This is a genomic window from Thiomicrorhabdus xiamenensis, assembly GCF_013282625.1.
Classification (GTDB): domain Bacteria; phylum Pseudomonadota; class Gammaproteobacteria; order Thiomicrospirales; family Thiomicrospiraceae; genus Thiomicrorhabdus; species Thiomicrorhabdus xiamenensis.
In genome coordinates this window covers 2,450,316-2,468,279 of sequence record NZ_CP054020.1, presented here as the reverse complement: position 1 = coordinate 2,468,279, position 17,964 = coordinate 2,450,316, and the positions used below count along the sequence as shown (strand labels likewise).

Below are 17,964 nucleotides of genomic sequence, written 5' to 3'. Positions count from 1 at the left end.
AGAGTAAAGTGATGCAACGCCTGATGAACTGGGTGTTTCTGATCGGCGGGTGTCTGTCATTTTTGACGGCGCCCGTTTTTGCGTCGGAAAGCCTTGATAAAAAAGAGCCCAAGGTGGCGATTGTTTCCACCGATTTTGTGCTCAGCAAAAAGTTTAAGCTGCTGAGCGAAGCGGCCGCACAACAGGGCGTGCAACTGAACTGGGTGCAGGTGGATGCCAAAGACGGTTCCGGCGGTAAGAATGGTGTGCACAAGGCGTTGCAAAATGCCGGACTGGTAATTGTCGATGCGCCGCGTACCGACGATCAAGCGAAAGTGGATTCGATCTCCGGTGACAGTCTGCGCGCTTTGCAGGTGCCGATCGTACATATCAACCGTATGAGCCGTCCGCTGCGCCTGAAAACGGTCAATCTGCCGACCGAAGTCGGTCAGCAGGTGTACGGCTATTATCTGGGCGGTATGAGCGAAAATCACCGCCTGCTGTTTGACTATGCGGCGGCGATTATCAACGGTACGGATCTTGACGCCGTGCCTCTGCCGATCGAAATGCCGAACGGAGGTATTTACCATCCTGCGTATCAGCAACAGATCTTCGCCGATCTGGAAACTTATATCCGGTGGTGGAATCAGCGTGCGGGCAGGGACGGTACCGAGGGGCTGGTCATTGCCATGGAAACTACGTCGAGCTATATCGCCGACGGCCAGACGCGCCATCTGGATGAGACAATTGCCGAAATCGAAAAGCGTGGTGCCATGCCGCTGTTTTTCTATCGAGCCGCCCGTGTCACTCAGAACACCTTTAAATCGCAGCAGTCCGTGGCGCGCGAAGCGGCGGTGAAATCGGCTAAACCGGTGCGTGATCAGCAGGTAATCTCCGGTCGTCCATCTGGCCGTCCGGCGAATGCTTCCGGAAGACCATCTGCATCACGCTGGGGCGCGCAAGCCAAGCCAGGCAGCGATGATAATCCTTTCCCGAATCCGAAAACAGGGCGTCCGTATAAATTCAATGAGCCGTTGATTACCTGGCAGGGCAAGGTCTTGCCGCAGGTGATGTTGGTCAATACCTTCCTTGGTGGTGATGTCGAAGGGCGTAAGCTGCGCTATCAGGCCCAGGGGATTCCGGTGCTCAATATTCTGCACTACCGCGACGGCGGTCGCGAAGTCTATATGCAGGACCTTGCCGGTGTCAGCTCTTTCCGACTGCCGTTTACTCTGACCAATGCCGAATATATCGGGATTCAGGATCCGGTGGTGTTGACGGTCAATCCGGACGGTGAAATGATTCCGTTGCCGGAACAGATGGACTTGCTGATCGGCAAGGCGATTAATCTGGCCAAGCTGCAACGCAAAGCTAATAACGATAAAAAGCTGGCGCTGCTGTTCTGGAACCATCCTCCGGGCGAGAAGAATCAGGGCGCTTCGAATATGAATGTACCGCGCTCGATCGAGAAGCTGGTTGCCGATCTTAAGGCGCAAGGTTATGCGCTGGAAAATGTCGGTGAGCAGGAAATGATTGATGCGGTGGCCACCATGTTGCGTCCGGCCTATAGACCCAACGAAGTCGAAAATCTGATGAAAACCGAGCTGTGGGACTTTATGCCGCTGGAAACCTATCGCCAATGGTTTGCGACGCTGCCGCAGTCGATTCAGGATGATATGAACGGCCATTGGGGCGATGCCGCGACAAACGGCTGGGTGGTCGATTATCAGGGGCAGAAAGGGTTTGTCATTCCGCGTCTGAAACTGGGCAACCTGATTATTATGCCGCAGCCGAACCGCGGCGGCTCGACCGCCGAACAGGATAAGGATCTTTTCCACGACACTAAAAAACCGATGAATCATTATTACGCGGCGGCCTATCTGTGGCTGCGCGAAGTGTACGGCACCGACGCGATTATCCATTTCGGAACCCACGGGACTCAGGAATGGCATCCGGGCAAAGAACGCGGTCTGTGGGCTTACGATTATCCGAATCTGGCGGTCGGCAATACGCCGGTGGTTTATCCGTATATCGTTGATAATATCGGCGAAGCGCTTCACGTGAAACGTCGCGGGCGCGGCGTTATCATTAGCTATCAGGTACCGCCTTTCTCGCCGGCAGGCCTGTCGGACGATTTTGTCGCCATTAACGACGCTATCCGCGAATATATCTCGCTTGACGAGGGTCTGGTCAAATCCAACGCAAAAGACCTGATTATCGAACAGGCGGTGAAAATGAAGATTCCGGAAGATATGGGTTGGAAGGTGGCCGATCTGCACGCGAACTTCGACAACTTCCTGCGCGATATCGAAGACTATCTGGAAGATCTCGGTTCGGCGATGCAGCCTTTGGGGTTGCATACGTTCGGCGAAACCGCCGAGCAGGATCATCTGGCGTTGAATATTATGCTGATGCTCGGTGATGACATTATGAAGCCGCTTGGTGTCGAAAACAGTCGTCAACTGTTTCGAACCGACTATAAGTTGCTGAAAGAGACGGCGCCTTTCAAATTTGTGCGATCGCATATTATTGACGAGCAGCCTTTAAGTTCCGTTGATGCCGCTAAGCCGGAATTGGTTGCGGCGGTCAAGCAGGGCATTAAACATGCGCGTAATATGCGTGCCGAGTCGGAAACGGATGGAATCTTAGCAGGATTGGCTGCGAAATGGGTTGATCCGTCTTATGGAGGCGATCCGATCCGGAATCCGGATGCGATTCCGACCGGGCGCAATATGTACGGTTTCGATCCGTCGCGTATTCCGACCAAAGCCGCCTATGAAGCAGGTGTTCAAGCGATGCAGCAACTGATCGAAAGTCATCAGACGACGCGCGGCGAATTCCCGAAAAAGCTGACATTCTCGATGTGGAGTACCGAAACTCTGCGTCATCTTGGGATGCTGGAAGCACAGGTGTTTTATGCGATGGGCGTCAAGCCGATCTGGGATCGAGGCGGGCGCGTTACCGGTCTGGAAGTGATTCCGCTCAAAGAGTTGGGGCGTCCGCGTATCGACACGGTCATCTCGTTAACTGGTCTGTATCGCGACCAGTTCCCGAATGTGATGGAGCGCTTTAACGAAGCGATTGTCATGCTTGCCAGTCTTAATGAAGGTGAAGAGGATAACTTTATCCGTGCCAATACCTTGCGTATTGAAAAGGCTCTGCTTGAAGAGGGTGTCGAGCCAAAAGCGGCCAAGAACTTCGCGCTAACGCGTGTCTTCGGCACCGAAAGCGGCGACTACGGCACCAAATTGCCGGATGCCACGCTGGCTTCGGACAAGTGGGAAGAAGACGACGGCAAACTGGCTGAGCTGTATCTGTCGCGCATGTCTTGGGCTTACGGTCCGGATACCTCGCAGTGGAGCAGAAAGCTGACCACTAAAGACGGCAAGCCGGTCAATGTCTATGCCGAGCAGTTAAAAGGCACATCGGCGGCGGTCTTCTCACGTTCCTCGAACCTGCGCGGTCTGCTGGATACCGATCATCCGTTTGAATATCTCGGCGGGATTTCACTGGCTCTGCAACACCTGGAAGGCGAAGCGCCGCAGTTGTATATCTCCAATATGCGCGACCCGAAAAAGGCCAAGCTGCAAACGGCCGAGCGTTTCCTAGCGACCGAATTGCGTGCCGTTTATCAGCATCCGAATTGGGTCAAGGAGATGCAGAAAGAGGGCTATGCCGGAACCTTGCAGATGTTGAATACCATCAACAACTTCTGGGGCTGGCAGGTAATGGATCGCAATGTGGTGCGCGACGATCAGTGGCAGGAGTTCCACGAAGTTTATATCAAGGACAAATACGAACTGGATATGAAAGAGTGGTTCGAGAAGTCCAATCCAACCGCCATGGCGCAAATTGCCGAGCGTATGCTGGAAGCGATTCGCAAAGACTATTGGAAAGCGAGTGAGGAGACCAAAAAGGAACTGGTGCAGGTCTATCAGGAAATGGCCGAGAAGTATGATGTGCATACCGATAACCAGACTTTTAAAGCCTATGTCGCCGAGCTGGCGGCGGGTTACGGCCTAAGCGCCGCTCCCGCACCGGATATGGCAACTTCTGCGGCGGAAGCAACGCCTGCTGAAGCCATGGAGCAACCGGAGTCTGAAAACTCGGAACAAACCGAGCAAAGCGAAGAACTGGAAACCGTGCAAGGGCAGGTGATGCAAGAACAACAGCCCGAAGAGCAACAGCCAATCGACCAACCGAAATGGTGGCTACTGCTCGTCGCTCTGCTCGCGGCAGGCGCTTTGCGTCAAGTCTATTTAAGACGATAAAGCACAGCTTTTTCTAACTAATAAAACGCCCTTAAATGGGCGTTTTTTGTTGTATTATCAAATGATAACAATCTAAAAGAAAGGTATAAAATGTTTGCTAATGACCCTAAAGATGCAGTTGTTCCTATCTTTGCTAAAGAGAAGTACTCTGGCAAAATCCAGCAGATTGGAACGGGCATATTTATTGATTTTCAGGGAAAGCCTTTTTTGTATACCGCTGCTCATGTTACTGATAATTCTCATTCTGGGGAATTAATGATTCCTACTCGTTTTGGAATAGAGCCTATTGATGGATATATGGCTTATATTGACTTGCCTCCAGAAGTCAAAAGACAAGATGATGCAATTGATATTGCTTATTATCGTTTAAGTACTAATTTTGCTAGTTCAATGATGATTCACTTTAAGCCATTTCCACAATCTAGAATTAAGTTGATTAAGTCTTCATTAGAATCTGGGGTTTGCTCAGTTTATGGCTACCCGATTAGTAAAGGGAAAAAACGAAAAGGAAAATATGAATCTGAATCAGCTACTTTCAGAGGTGTTGCTGCAAGTAGTGATGTTTATACAAAATTAGGATTATCTGAAGAAACCAATATTATTATTCACTTTCATAAGAAAAGAGCAGTGTCTCCAGAAAGTGGACAAAAAATTAATCCAATTAGTCCTAAAGGAATTAGTGGTGGAGGTATTTTTTTATGGCCTTATGGCCATGAATTGTCAAATGATTGGAGTCTCCCTAAACTAATAGGTATTTTTCATACATATAAAAAATCTGAAGGATTGATGATAGGTACAAACCTAATTCCTGTCTTATCAGCTATCTGGCTTGGTGAAATGAAGGGATTTGGTGGAGTTATTTAAGAGGCAAAGGGGTCAGCCATTGCTTTTTGATAGATTGAGAAGCCTTTGTAGAATTTCACTTTGCCTTATTTTCATCTAAAGGCTTCCCGTTACTTTTTCTCGGCTCTTCGCCGAGTTCTTCGTTTTCTGTTCGGCAAAAAATAACCAAAAAAACGAAAATAATTGGGGTCAGAGTAAAATTAAATCTGGTTTTTTAATTGAGAAGCCTTTTTAGAATTTCACTTTGCCTTGTTTTCATCTAAAGGCTTCCCCCTACTTTGTTGATTGTCCAACAAAGTAGGCAAAAAAGGACACCCCGTTCCGCTTGCTAAGGCTGAGTAGCGCTTAATTTTGTGCGGCTTCAACTCGCTTGCTACGCAAGCTCTAACACCAGCGCCGCTAATGCAAAATTCTCGCTGACTCAGCCTAAGCGCCCTCCAAAGGGGATTTGATTCTTTAGGCTCAGAAATAATCGGGGTCAGAGTAAAATTAAAACTTGGTTTTTTAATTGATAAGCCTTTTTAAAACTTCACTTTGCCTTGTTTTCATCTAAAGGCTTCCCCCTACTTTGTTGGACAATCAACAAAGTAGGCAAAAAAGGACACCCCGTTCCACTTGCTAAGGCTGAGTAGCGTTCAATTTTGCGCGGCTTCAACTCGCTTGCTACGCAAGCTCTAACACCAGCGCCGCTAATGCAAAATTCTCGCTAACTCAGCCTAAGCGCACTCCAAAGGGGATTTTGGTCTTTAGGCGATACTTCTGCGTAATTCCTTTTTTACACTTTTCAGGCGATAGAGTTTTTTCGTTCTTTTGACTAATTGAAAGCCAAATAATGGGTTCCCTCTTGGAATGAGTGGTTAGTATTCTTAGCGATGAGTTTGATCAGCGCGGCGATTGTTAGACCGAGCGTGTCCGCGAGGGAGTTACGACGCGCCAAACTCAAGCGTTAGAAGGCTCCCACGAATGGAACGGAGGGTGCCTTTCTTTGGTTCGTTTCTTGGGCAAGCAAGAAATGAACATTGAAAAAGAAATTTAGTTTAAGCCGCGCAAAATTGAACGCTAGCCAGCCTTAATCGAACGGTAGAGGGGGTCTTTTCTTTTCGACCTTTTCTTTGGACAAGCAAACGACGAACTTGGCGAAGAGCCAAGAAAGAAAAGGTCAAAGAAGCTTATAAGCGATGGGATGTAAACAGATTGCTATTTATAGATTGGTTCCTTGTAATCTAATGATTTCAATAAATTGTTGTTATGAATCGCTTGTCGAACGTTGATTAAAATAACTCTTCCTAAATATTCCAGAGACAAGGTGATTTGCATGATGCCGGGAAGCAGCCATTTTAAAAATATCGTTAAGGATACCAATATCAGTTCGGATGAGGCCTTGCGACGTTTTGATATTAATTTAGAAAACCTTTGCAGTTGCGGTTTGCCTGCCGAGGAGATGGAGTCTAAGGTGCGTGAATTATCGAAACTTTCTGCCTGGTTGCAGGAGGCGATTGAGAAGGGCGAAACCATGGAAAACCTGCAGTCACGTGCATCGCAACTGGCTAAGTTGGCATTTGACCTGGGTTGCTGTCGTGAAGAAGTTGAGCAGCTGTTAACGATCTATCCGAAATACTAAGGATTTTTCGTGCGTTTCCTCGCGGGAATGGTGCAGGGAGAAATTCTTAACAGTTGCAAAGTGGGGATTAGTGTCAGAATAAGGCGCTAATCCCTTTTTTATTTGCGGTTCCGAAACTTCTAAACTCCCTGTATTAACTCTATTGTGGGGCTGTGCTCCTAAAACTCCTGCTTTTGTAAAAATACAAATCACTGCCTGCAACCGAGCGTAATTGTCTGGAGTGCGACAATTTGTCGCATTGTCTATTTGTCTCCCGCCCTCTAAAATTTTTCGCATATAAAAGCGCCATGATGACCTTTGCTCAGCAGAGGTGTGAACTGATCAGAAGAGCGTATTCAGGAGAAACCATGAATTTTATCGAAATGACAATGGCGGAGATCGCCGGTCTGTTTTTAATGCCGGTGCTGATTATTCTGGCACTGATGTTCGCGTTTGCGTTCTACGAATTAGGAAGATTTGGCTGGGAGTGGCTCATGCGCTCTTTGGGCAAGGATGCCCATCAGCCTTTACAACAATTTTGGGCGAAAAATCCTCAGGCCGATCAACAGGAAGTCGAGCTTCAATTGCTGAGACAGATCGAGCCTTTGCGTCTGGTTAGCCGGATTGCGCCGATGCTTGGGTTGGTAGCGACCATGATTCCGATGGGGCCGGCGCTGATGGCGGTCGCCAACGGTAACTTTCAGGAAGTGGCCAGCCAACTGACGGTCGCTTTTGCTGCGGTTATTATCGCGCTCTTGTCGGCTTCGATGACTTTTATGACCTTGTCGGTGCGCCGCCGCTGGTTGCTTGAAGAGCTTAAAGCTTTGCTTAAAAGCAAAAACGCGCAGCCGGAAGCAAAATTAAAAGCGGCTTGAGGCAGGGCGATGAATCAGATTGATTTGAATATTATTGAAGAAGACGAAGACGATCCGATTCTGAGCGTGGTCAATATGGTGGATCTGTTTCTGGTCGTGATCGCGGTGTTGCTGATTATCGTAATGAGCAACCCGATCAATCCGTTTAACAGTGCCGAGGATGTCATGGTCATTAAAAATGCCGGGCAGCCGAATATGGAAATTCTGGTCAAAGAGGGCGATGAGCTTAAAGAGTATAAGTCGACCGGCCAGATGGGTGAAGGTAAAGGGTCTAAAGCGGGTGTGGCTTACCGCTTGGAAGACGGCAGCATGATTTATGTTCCGGAGGATTCCACCAAGAAATAACCTTTGCTTGTGCGAAGCTGTAGAAAGCGCTTTCCCCGGCGTTTTCCGGCAGCGAAAGTAGCGGTACGGTTCGCGATATTTCGCAACATCTTGCAATATTTCGTAACTTATTCCCACGTTTCCCGCAGTCTGAACTCCCGTCAGTCCCTTTGTCTAAGGCTGAATCAGCTGCGGTTTTTTTATTTCTCCTTCCAGGCGGATTCTCTGCCGGAAAACGAAGTTCTCCGTTATCAATTTTTTCTTGTTTAATGCAAAATTTCGATAGGCAAAATGCCTGTTAAGAGTGATAATTGCAGTTTTTTACATCCGGTCTTATCCGGTTTGTCCTGCCTCTGACAAATCCTGTTTTATCATGATTTTTATGACTTTTTGAGGAGTCTGCTATGAAAATTGCACTGATGTCGCGTGACGCGAACCTATATTCCAGCCGTCGTCTTGTCGAAGCGGCACAGAGTAGAGGTCATGAGATCGAAGTGATCGATGCTCTGCGTTGTTATATGAATATCAGTCCGCATAATCCTCAGATTCACTATAAGGGGCGGGTGCTGGAAGGCTTTGATGCGGTGATTCCTCGTATCGGTGCTTCGGTTACTTTCTATGGCACCGCAGTCTTGCGCCAGTTTGAAATGATGGGTGTCTATCCGCTGAATGAATCGGTGGCGATCAGCCGTTCGCGTGATAAGTTGCGCAGTCTGCAGCTTCTGTCGCGTAAAGGAATCGGTCTGCCGGTTACCGGCTTTGCGCATTGTCCGGACGATATCGACGATATGCTGGCGATGGTCGGCGGAGCACCGGTGGTGGTTAAACTGCTTGAGGGAACTCAAGGGGTCGGAGTCGTTCTGGCGGAAACCCATTCGGCGGCTGAGAGTGTTATTCAGGCTTTCCAGGGATTGAAGGCAAACATCCTGGTGCAGGAATTTATCAAGGAAGCCAAGGGTGCGGATATCCGCTGTTTCGTGATCGGCAATAAAGTCGTCGCGGCGATGAAACGCCAGGGCAAGGAGGGGGAATTCCGCTCGAATCTGCATCGCGGCGGTTCGGCCAGCCTGATTAAGATTACGCCGGAAGAACGTTCTACGGCGGTTCGTGCGGCGAAAGTGATGGGATTGAATGTCTGCGGCGTCGATCTGCTGCGATCTAACCACGGGCCGGTGGTGATGGAGGTAAACTCCTCGCCGGGTCTCGAAGGGATCGAGGCGGCGATAGCCAAAGACATCGCCGGAATGATTATCGAATTTCTGGAAAAGAACTGCCGTGCCCATAACACGAAAACGCGCGGTAAAGGTTAATCGCCGTTTCTCGAAAACCGCATAAGCTGCTGAGCTGGCTTCTGAATATCCGACCGTTGTCGGGCGAAAAAAAACGCCGCATGAAAATTCCATGCGGCGTTTTTGTTTATTACTGTTTTCTGCGAAATGAAACCGATTACATCATCGGATAGATCGACGCCAATTTGGCGAACTGTTCGGCGTTCAGCACTTTCTTCATATTGTCGCGGCAATCGATTTTGGTTGCGGCAATCTGCTTGCGCAAAGCCAGCGTTTTTTCGAATTTGGCCATTAATTCCGCTTTAGGCTGCCCGGCCAGAGCATCTTGAATCAACGCTTTTTCCAAAGCATCAACCTGTTGGAACATTTTCTGCATTTTGTCGCCGTGCTCGGCTGTCCAGGCTTTCAGTTTCGATACCTGTTCAGCGCTCAGATTCAGCTCGGCAGCATTTTTAACGGCAATACCGGTCAGGTTCGGGAAAGCCGGGTTGGCGTGCATGACCATTCGCATCGGATTGCTATTGCGACCGTTGGAAAGTTGTGCGCCGGACATGGCTCCCGGTCCTTTCATCATGCCGCCGCATTTCATACCCAGCCCCGATCCCATGCCCATTTTAGAGCCTGCGCCCATGCCGTTTCGCGGTGGAACGATCGGACGACCCTGTGCTTCGATGGTTTTCGTCGAGCCATCTTCAAAGGTAAGATCGATTTGATATTTTTGCCCGTCCTTCACCGGTTCATTGAGGTTGATCAGCATAATGTGCAGTCCGCCCGGCTGTAATGCAGTGACTTGACCGGCAGGCAGATCGATTTTTTCGACTCGGCGCATACGCATGACGCCATTGTCATGAATGTGAGTGTGTAACTCGGTGATCTTATTGATATAACCTTTAGCCGAGACGACAGAATGGTCTTTGCCATCGGTGTTTTTGATCGTCATGAAGGCCGCTGTAGCCGGCGCTGTCGGCGGTACCATGCGGACATAGGGATCGCTGATTTCAACGGATTCGGCGACGGTTGCGGCCAGCGCGGTTTGCCATCCGATCAGGCAGCCGGCAGCGATCGCTAATAGGGAAGTCGGTTTCATTGGAAGTCCTTTGTGAAATGGAATAAAGCATGAAGAATAGTAATGCAACCGAGGTGAAAGCGATATGCTGTTATGGCGTTAAATTGATGAAAATCACATATTTATTTGTCGACCGGCCGTTTTTGAAGTTTTCTTTGTAGCGTGCGACGGTGCATGTTTAATGCCTGTGCCGTGGCGCTGATATTGCCGTCGTTTTCCATCAGTACTTTTTGGATATGTTCCCATTCCAGACGCTTGACCGACATCGCCTGAAAGGTTTCTTCCTGTTCGGTGGACGGTGGCGATGCCTGATGGTCGGCCTGGGGTGAAAAGGCCTGAATAATATCGTCGATATTGGCCGGTTTGCACAGATAGTTGACGGCGCCCAGACGCATCGCCTCGACCGCGGTCGCCACGCTGGCATAGCCGGTCAGGATCAGAATTTTGCAGTCCGGTTGAAGGCTGAGCAGCTCACTCAGCAGGTTCAATCCGCTCTGACCGTCGATGTTAAGATCAACCACGGCGTATTCAAACGCTTTCTGTTGCATCAGCTGTACGGCCTGCTCGGGTGTCTGCGCCTGTTCCGTAGTAATATCCCGATATTTGAAGGCCTGTTGCAGGATATTCAGGAACGTCAGGTCGTCGTCTACCAGTAACAGGTTATTCAGTTGCGTCATCGGTAAAGTCCTTATGGGTTGTCTTGCAACTTGTCATGCGCTTCGGAAATCGGGAGCGATACTTCGGCGATCAGTCCCGGCTGCCCTTCAATTTCGCCGTTGCGGAAATTCAGAGTGCCGCCGAAACGTTCGATAATCATGCGGCTGAGGAATACGCCCATACCGGTGCCATGATACTCTTCCATTAACCCTTGTCCCAGCGCTTCGAGATCGTTTTGCGCAAGGCCACCACCCTGATCTTCAACGCGCAGTTTCCATCTCCCGGTGTGCTTCGATACCCTGAGGCGGATAAAAGTCGGGCTGTAGCGGGCGGCATTGTCGAGCAGATTCATGATCGCCAGTTTAAAAGCGGCATCGACATACAGCAATCCCGAGTCAACTTCGGAGGATGTCATCAGTTCGCTTTGCGGATGAAGCAGTGCGAATTCCTGACGGAGATCTTTCAGAAGCGCGCCGATTTCAATTCCCGCGTTGGCCGGTTGTGAAACCTCTTCCGCTTTATTGCGCAGACTGTGCAGGGCGTTGATGCATACCGAAAGCTGCTGATTGGCCGTTTGCAGATAGGCTTTGCCCTGATCGCTGGTTATCTCGTTTTTCAACAGATCCTGCAATAGCGAAAGCGTGTTCAAAGGCGTGCTGAGCTGGTGAACGGAGGCCGAGGCGAGACTGGCCACCGAAAGCAGATATTCATTTTGCAGGGCGCGGTTCTGTTGTTGCGACAGCGCCGAGCGTTGCGCTTCGAGGCGTTTCCTTAAAGGGAAAATCAGCAGCGCCAGTAGCATGACCAGAAGAATGAAGGCCAGCATGGAACCGTGCAGGTACCAGGCGAAAAAAGCCGGCAGGCTCTGTACCTTGAGAGACATGATCGGCACGTAGAAAAAGCCCAGTGACAGGTAGCAGGCCGAAGCCAGCAGCGCCAGACTCATAAACCATGAAGTCGACAGGATCAGCATTCCCAGAACCAGAGGCGCCAGCAAAAGGTATATCAGAGGGTTGATCGTTCCACCGGTGTGATATAGCAGCAAACTGTTCAAAAGCAGCAGCCAGGCCAGCAGGGAAAACCAGACCAGCTGACACTGGCGCTGATGCTGCTGCAGCGTATTGAAAGGGATCAGCCAGGAGACAACCGGAATGGTCGCGGCAAACAGGGTCATTGAAATGCCGACGGCCAGATGCGAGAAATGCATCTGTAACTCAAAATGGAACCATAAAAGGGTCGCGCCCCAAAGCAGTAACAGAAAACCTAAAAGGCTCAGGTAATAGTACTGTTGGGGCGGTTTTCTGGTTTTTGATCGTTCAGCCGTTGTAACCTTCAATGGGAAGCCCTCGGAGCAAAATAGCTATTTTAGTAACAGCTTGCGATGGGGGGTATCCGGTGCGGAAAACAGTCAGCCTTTCTTCATACATTGAAAACGCGCGCAAAGCGTAAAAAATGCTGGGGAGTTTTCAGGAATTAAGGCATTATGTTGCTGAGATTCGATAAGCGGATATAGAGCGCTGTGGAGGGACAATGGCGATGGATTTAAATCCGGGCAAGCGGCAGCTGAATAAACCGATTACGATTGGCGGTGTGACCGTCAATCCGGGCGAGCGTAAAACAATCGATCTTGATATGGGCAGGCTTTATACCCATTCCCAGCTCTCGATGCCGGTTCAGGTGGTGTGCGGGCGTCTTGCCGGGCCGGTGATGTTTGTCAGTGCCGCCATTCACGGTGACGAACTCAACGGTGTCGAGATTATTCGCCGCCTTTTGAAGGTTAAATCCTTAAAGCGTATGCGCGGAACGCTGATCGCTGTACCGATCGTCAATCTGCACGGTTTTATTCACGGCAGTCGCTATCTGCCTGACCGGCGCGACCTTAACCGCTTTTTTCCGGGCGCGGAAGACGGCACTCTGGCGGGACGCACCGCCTATCTGTTCATGCGCGAAGTCGTTAGTAAGGCGGATGTCGGGATTGATCTGCATACCGGTGCGATTAACCGCAGTAATCTTCCGCAGATTCGCGCGGATCTGGACGATCCTTTTACCCTGAAACTGGCGCAGGCCTTTGCCGCTCCGGTGATTCTCAACGCGAAGCTGAGAAAAGGCTCACTGCGTGCCGCCGCGGTCAAAAGCGGTATTCCGATATTGCTGTACGAGGCGGGAGAAGCTTTGCGTTTCGACGAAGTTTCCATTCGTGCCGGTGTACGCGGCATTATCAATGTCATGCGAGAGTTGGGGCAGATTGCAACGCCGAGTCGAAAAACGCCGCAATCCAAAGTGTCCAAAGCGGTGATCTCGCGCAAGAGTTTCTGGGTGCGGGCCGATCAGAGCGGAATCTTCCGTTCGCTGGTTGCCGACGGTACCCGGGTGATTGCGCAGCAGACCTGTCTGGGGATTATTTCCGATCCTTTCGGCGAGTGTGAACAAGAGGTCTACTCCGCAGCCAGCGGTATCGTTATCGGGCAGATGAAAATGCCGCTGGTGAATGAGGGCGAAGCACTGTTTCATATAGCGCGCTTTGCACGCAGCGATATCGTCGCCGAAAAAGTGGATGTGTTCCATGAAGAAATTCAAAAAGCCAGCGTGCTTTACCCCGACAACAGCATTCCGGAAATCCCTAAATAATCGGTGGAAAAGGGCATGGAAATCCCGAACTTTTTCAAGGATTTGTTATACTGATTAACTTATTGAAGCGGACAAAGTAACGGATTGCATGCGACGTTCAAAAGGGCTTTTTAAATCTGCGAAATATTATGTGTTGGCCGTGGCAGTATTTATCTGCCTTGATGCCGTTTTTCTGTTGCAGTTGTTCAACCAGCAGCGCAGTGAAAACATCGAAGCGCAGAATCATCTTTTGTCGGTCACTAAGCAGTCTGTTCTGCACGGCTTTGCCAATAACGCCGAGCTGATCTTTGATAACGTTCTTGATACGCCGCTCTACCAGAATCTCATGTGGGAGGCGAATTGGGCTGACGACACGCGCAAGCAGCAGATTCGCGATCAAATCTTCAATAGTCTTTATCCGTTGTATAACTCAATGGATAAGTTCAAACTCAAGCAACTGCATTTTCACCTGCACAATAACGAAAGTTTTCTGCGTTTTCACCGCCCGAACAAGTTTGGCGATGACCTGACGCACGTTCGTTCGACGGTCGCTTTTACCAATCAGACCGGTCTCGCTATTCAGGGATTTGAAGAGGGACGTATTTTCAACGGTTTCCGCTTCGTATTCCCTCTTTTCTGGAACAAGGAACCTGCCGGTTCGGTTGAAACTTCGGTGTCGATGAAAGTGATTATGAACGCGATTGCCCGAGAACTTGGCGGAAATGTCAGCTTCATTATCCGTCGCGATATTGTCGAGTCGAAAGTATTTAAGAACGAGATGGGGAATTATGAAGTGACGCCGTTTTCGACGGATTTCATGTATGAAGCCTCTCTGATGCACCTTAATACGCGCATGCTGTTTACGCAGCTGCTGTCGAAATGGAACCGCAGTGAATCCCTGAAAGAGAGTGTTGTACGTGCCGACCCGGAGACCCGGATGATTGATGCGGAAGGCAACAGCTACATGGTCACACTGTTACCGGTGAATAACGCTGTCAGTGATAAGACAATCGGTTTTCTGGTTTTTTACCAGCGGGATGATGAAAACAAATATCTGATCGGGCAATATCTGCTGATCTTTGTATTTACCTCGCTGGTGGCTGTTATTGTCGTTCTCCTGCTGTATCGAAGTCGTTCGAATGAACTGGCGCTGGCTGACAGTCAGGCGATGTTGAGCCAAAATGTCGAGCGTTTTGAAAAAGCGCAGAAAATCGTCAATCTGGGAACCTGGGAGTTTGATTCGAGTTCTCAGACGCTATACTGGAGCGACGAGGTGTTTCGTATTTTCGGCGAGACGCCGCAGAGCTTTAATCCAAGCTATGAGCGTTTATTGAGTTATGTGCATCCGGAAGACAGGGAAGAACTGGACTATGCGTTCCACTCCTCTCTGGCAAATGGTTCTCCTTATCAGGTCAAACACCGTATTTTCAGATCGGACGGCTCGATGCTTTATGTCGAGGAAGAGTGCGAGCATGAAATGGATGAAAACGGAATCGTAGTGCGTTCTTTCGGTACGATTCACGATATTACTGACATTGTCGAGCGTGAAAACCGTTTGGAATATCTCGGTAACCGCTACCAATCGCTGATTGAAAGGCTTCCGAATCTGGTTTATCGCTTTGACTGGGGGAAAGAGGACCGTTGGAAAATCCAGTTTGCCAATGCATCGGCACGCTTCTTTACCGGTTATTACGCTTACGAGTTGCTGGCCAAGAAAGTCCGCCTGCTGGATATGATTCATCCGCAGGATCTGGAGCGGGTTCAGCAGCATATCTACAGCGCGCTCGAGGCGGATAAACCTTATGAAATCGAGTACCGGTTGCGCCGTTTGGACGGTACCGAAATCTACGTCAGCGATCGGGGACGGAAAATTATCGGCGAACAGGACGATTGGCAGGTTGAAGGGGTCATCACTGATATTACCTCGCAGAGAAAAGCGCTTGCCAAGCTGCAAAAGTTCATCGACACCCAGAAAAATATTGTCATTCTGACCGATGGTTATGTTCTGGCATTCGCCAACAGCGCATATTTTAATTTTTTCGGTCTGGACAGAGAGGCCGAAGGCAGCGAAAACCACCGTTGCATCTGCGACTTTTTCCAGCCGGGCGAGCACTTCTTTGATTTAAGCAAACTGACACTCGAAGATCGTCACTGGGTCGATGCCATTTTACGTTATCCGCCGAGCGAGCGGAATGTCGCAATGAAAGATGCCAAGGGTGGTCTGGCGACTTTTTCGGTCGAGGTGAATCATTTCGATGACAGACATTTTGTCGTTTCGTTTTCCGATATCAGCGATACCTTTACCGAAAAATTGATGTGGCGCCAGAAGGCGTCGATGGATGCGTTGACCGGAGCCTACAACCGTTATTTCTTTGAACTGTCGATTGGTTCCTTCATGAATCTTGTGCACCGTAATAAGCGTAGAGTCGGTTTGATTATGATGGATATCGATCACTTTAAAAAGATCAACGATAAGTTTGGGCATGGCAAAGGTGATGAAGTTCTGCGCGACTTGAGCGCGCTTATCCGCAGTAGTTTGCGGGAAAGCGATCTGCTGATCCGCTGGGGCGGAGAAGAGTTTCTGATTGTGCTTTCTGTCGATGGCGAAAGCGGACTGGAACAGGTTGCGAACGGAATCCGCGGCGCAGTGAACGAATACCAGAGTTCAACCGGTCCGGTCACCTGCAGTTTTGGCGGTACGTTGGTTGTCAACGAGGCTGAAATCGACAAGGCAATTCAAAGGGCTGATGCCGGGCTGTATTACGTCAAGTTGCATGGCCGCAATAATTACCACTATGTTCCGCCCGGACATTCTTAGCCGATAATTAGGGGCTTTCTGGCTGGTGTCTGAGCGTTAGATTTTTCTCAGGCTTCTTCACAGAAGTTTTCATCGCCCCGTTCATCGGTCATAAAGAGGCGGTTGCGGCCGCTGTTTTTGGCGCGATACAGCCGTCTATCGGCGCGCGACATCATATGATTCAGATCGTCGGCCATGAAATCGGCTCCGACCGAAATAGTCAGTTTGATCTGCAGTTCATTGATTTCAAAAATATGCTCGGCCAGACTTCTGCAAATTCTCTGCAGAATGGTTTTCGACTTTTGCTGATCGGTTCTCGGCAAAATCAGACAGAACTCTTCACCTCCGATCCGCGCAAAGAAGTCTTCCTCGCGGATATGATCGCTCATAAACTGGGAAAACGCTTTAAGAGCCAGATCTCCCGCCTCGTGGCCGTAAAGGTCATTAATCTCTTTGAAATGGTCGATATCAATCATGGCCAGTGTGATCGATTGATTTGAATTCTTGCATAAGCGAATCAGCTGTTCACCGATTGTCAGAAACTCTCGGCGATTGGGCAGTTTGGTCAAAAAGTCGATGGCAGCAGCCTTTCTGGCTTCTTTGAATTTCTTGAAGTGAATGACATTCGCCAGAGCCAGTGAAATCTTCGTGCTGAAATAACGCAGCAAGACACGGTCTTCATCGTTGATTTCCTGTACACCCTGGAGCACTGCGACGGCGTCCGGAACATTTGGCGCATTGAGAAATAGCGCTAAGGTGTCGTCTTTAAGAATGCTGTGCTTGTGTTTGAAGACTTCTCGGGCGAGCTCAAGTGCCGACAAAGCCCCGGTATGCTGGTCAATGGTGCCTTCGGTCAGTTGAAGGTCGCCGGTTGCGCCGATAATATGCATTTCGCGGAAATTTTTATCCGGCGGCGGTGTCGGATTGAGCGTGTCCGTTTGAACGCATAGGATCCCGTCGGGAGAGGCTCTTAAGAAGGCACTCAAAAGCGTGAGAACGCCGGAAGCGAATTTTTGAGTTGATTGAAATTCAAACAGGCTCTCGGAACTGTCGAGGATCATTTCCATTCCGAGACGAGTGGTTTCCAGTGCATGAATGGTTTTAAAGGCACGAAGGGAAGCGATGACGGTTGTAATGAGTTTCTGAGCGGTCAGTTCCTGCTTGCTTTTATAACCGTTGATATCGTATTGAATCATGGTTTCCTGCTCCGGAATCTCTTGCGGATAACCGGTGCGGAGAATAATGCGCAGCGCTTGGTTCTTTAATTCATTGCGGATGATATTGATCAGTTTCAAGCCGCAGTTCTCGTGATTCATAACCGCTTCGAGCAAGATCACTCCGATATCGGGATTATGTTGCAGCAGAGTGGTCGCCTGATCCAGGTTATAGGCGTGTAAAACTTCTATGGCGCGTTCTTCGAAATAAAGATCTTTCAAGACCAGTTCGGTAATGAAATGCACTTCCTCGTCGTCATCGACAATCAAAACCTGCCAAGGTTGTAAGGAGAGCGGGCTGTGTGACTGATTCGGATTCAGCAGGTGGTGTGGGTGGTTCGAGTTCGGCATCAATCAACACTCTCGCATGACGCCGCCGGATTCGGCAAAACAGAGTGCCGGGGACGCTTGAGTGTCAGGTAATCTAACCAAGATAGCGCTT

The 17,964-nt window shown here is 49.6% G+C and carries 12 protein-coding genes; 8 read left to right on the top strand and 4 right to left on the bottom strand.

Going from position 1 to position 17,964, the window contains the following annotated elements; all coding sequences use genetic code 11:
• The first annotated feature begins 11 nt into the window (after positions 1–11).
• The 6 genes from cobN to rimK all read left to right on the top strand — a co-directional run bounded on the left by cobN (position 12) and on the right by rimK (position 9,202).
• Positions 12–4,250, top strand: a complete 4,239-nt coding sequence (gene cobN / locus HQN79_RS11350) for a cobaltochelatase subunit CobN (protein WP_238843463.1) — start codon at positions 12–14, stop codon at positions 4,248–4,250.
• A gap of 90 nt (positions 4,251–4,340) precedes the next feature.
• Positions 4,341–5,114 (top strand): hypothetical protein, encoded by a 774-nt coding sequence (locus HQN79_RS11345; RefSeq protein ID WP_173286630.1) that lies wholly within the window; start codon positions 4,341–4,343, stop codon positions 5,112–5,114.
• A 1,294-nt stretch (positions 5,115–6,408) separates the two neighbouring features.
• Positions 6,409–6,714: a hypothetical protein gene (locus tag HQN79_RS11340; RefSeq protein ID WP_173286628.1), complete on the top strand. Its 306-nt coding sequence runs from the start codon at positions 6,409–6,411 to the stop codon at positions 6,712–6,714.
• 347 nt (positions 6,715–7,061) lie between these two features.
• A complete protein-coding gene (locus HQN79_RS11335) occupies positions 7,062–7,568 on the top strand; it encodes a MotA/TolQ/ExbB proton channel family protein (RefSeq protein WP_173286626.1) in 507 nt (168 codons plus the stop codon).
• Positions 7,569–7,577: 9 nt separating this feature from the next.
• Positions 7,578–7,913, top strand: a complete 336-nt coding sequence (locus HQN79_RS11330) for a DUF2149 domain-containing protein (RefSeq protein ID WP_173286624.1) — start codon at positions 7,578–7,580, stop codon at positions 7,911–7,913.
• A gap of 383 nt (positions 7,914–8,296) precedes the next feature.
• Positions 8,297–9,202: a 30S ribosomal protein S6--L-glutamate ligase gene (gene rimK, locus HQN79_RS11325; protein WP_173286622.1), complete on the top strand. Its 906-nt coding sequence runs from the start codon at positions 8,297–8,299 to the stop codon at positions 9,200–9,202.
• A gap of 136 nt (positions 9,203–9,338) precedes the next feature.
• Here the strand turns inward: rimK and HQN79_RS11320 are convergent, their stop codons facing one another.
• From HQN79_RS11320 to HQN79_RS11310, 3 genes are all read right to left on the bottom strand, one after another.
• Complete coding sequence (locus tag HQN79_RS11320) at positions 9,339–10,268, bottom strand: copper chaperone PCu(A)C domain-containing protein (RefSeq protein ID WP_173286620.1); 930 nt, start codon at positions 10,266–10,268, stop codon at positions 9,339–9,341.
• Between the two features lie 101 nt (positions 10,269–10,369).
• Positions 10,370–10,924: a response regulator transcription factor gene (locus HQN79_RS11315; protein ID WP_173286618.1), complete on the bottom strand. Its 555-nt coding sequence runs from the start codon at positions 10,922–10,924 to the stop codon at positions 10,370–10,372.
• An 11-nt stretch (positions 10,925–10,935) separates the two neighbouring features.
• Positions 10,936–12,240 carry a sensor histidine kinase gene (locus HQN79_RS11310; RefSeq protein ID WP_173286616.1) on the bottom strand — a complete coding sequence of 435 codons (1,305 nt, stop codon included), beginning with the start codon at positions 12,238–12,240 and terminating at the stop codon, positions 10,936–10,938.
• A 194-nt stretch (positions 12,241–12,434) separates the two neighbouring features.
• Between HQN79_RS11310 and HQN79_RS11305 the strand changes: the two genes are divergently transcribed.
• Together HQN79_RS11305 and HQN79_RS11300 are read left to right on the top strand one after the other, a co-directional pair.
• Complete coding sequence (locus tag HQN79_RS11305) at positions 12,435–13,532, top strand: succinylglutamate desuccinylase/aspartoacylase family protein (RefSeq protein WP_338065234.1); 1,098 nt, start codon at positions 12,435–12,437, stop codon at positions 13,530–13,532.
• An 88-nt stretch (positions 13,533–13,620) separates the two neighbouring features.
• On the top strand, positions 13,621–16,329 hold the full coding sequence (locus tag HQN79_RS11300) for a diguanylate cyclase (protein WP_173286614.1): 2,709 nt from the start codon (positions 13,621–13,623) through the stop codon (positions 16,327–16,329).
• A gap of 47 nt (positions 16,330–16,376) precedes the next feature.
• On the opposite strand, the gene HQN79_RS11295 is transcribed toward HQN79_RS11300, so the two are convergent.
• On the bottom strand, positions 16,377–17,873 hold the full coding sequence (locus tag HQN79_RS11295) for a diguanylate cyclase (protein ID WP_173286612.1): 1,497 nt from the start codon (positions 17,871–17,873) through the stop codon (positions 16,377–16,379).
• Positions 17,874–17,964: the final 91 nt, after the last annotated feature.

Bases quoted from the DNA above. Each gene is read 5' to 3' on its own strand.
- cobN (WP_238843463.1), top strand. From the start codon at position 12: ATGCAACGCCTGATGAACTGGGTGTTTCTGATCGGCGGGTGTCTGTCA.
- HQN79_RS11345 (WP_173286630.1), top strand. From the start codon at position 4,341: ATGTTTGCTAATGACCCTAAAGATGCAGTTGTTCCTATCTTTGCTAAA.
- HQN79_RS11340 (WP_173286628.1), top strand. From the start codon at position 6,409: ATGATGCCGGGAAGCAGCCATTTTAAAAATATCGTTAAGGATACCAAT.
- HQN79_RS11335 (WP_173286626.1), top strand. From the start codon at position 7,062: ATGAATTTTATCGAAATGACAATGGCGGAGATCGCCGGTCTGTTTTTA.
- HQN79_RS11330 (WP_173286624.1), top strand. From the start codon at position 7,578: ATGAATCAGATTGATTTGAATATTATTGAAGAAGACGAAGACGATCCG.
- rimK (WP_173286622.1), top strand. From the start codon at position 8,297: ATGAAAATTGCACTGATGTCGCGTGACGCGAACCTATATTCCAGCCGT.
- HQN79_RS11320 (WP_173286620.1), bottom strand. From the start codon at position 10,268: ATGAAACCGACTTCCCTATTAGCGATCGCTGCCGGCTGCCTGATCGGA.
- HQN79_RS11315 (WP_173286618.1), bottom strand. From the start codon at position 10,924: ATGACGCAACTGAATAACCTGTTACTGGTAGACGACGACCTGACGTTC.
- HQN79_RS11305 (WP_338065234.1), top strand. From the start codon at position 12,435: ATGGCGATGGATTTAAATCCGGGCAAGCGGCAGCTGAATAAACCGATT.
- HQN79_RS11300 (WP_173286614.1), top strand. From the start codon at position 13,621: ATGCGACGTTCAAAAGGGCTTTTTAAATCTGCGAAATATTATGTGTTG.
- HQN79_RS11295 (WP_173286612.1), bottom strand. From the start codon at position 17,873: ATGCCGAACTCGAACCACCCACACCACCTGCTGAATCCGAATCAGTCA.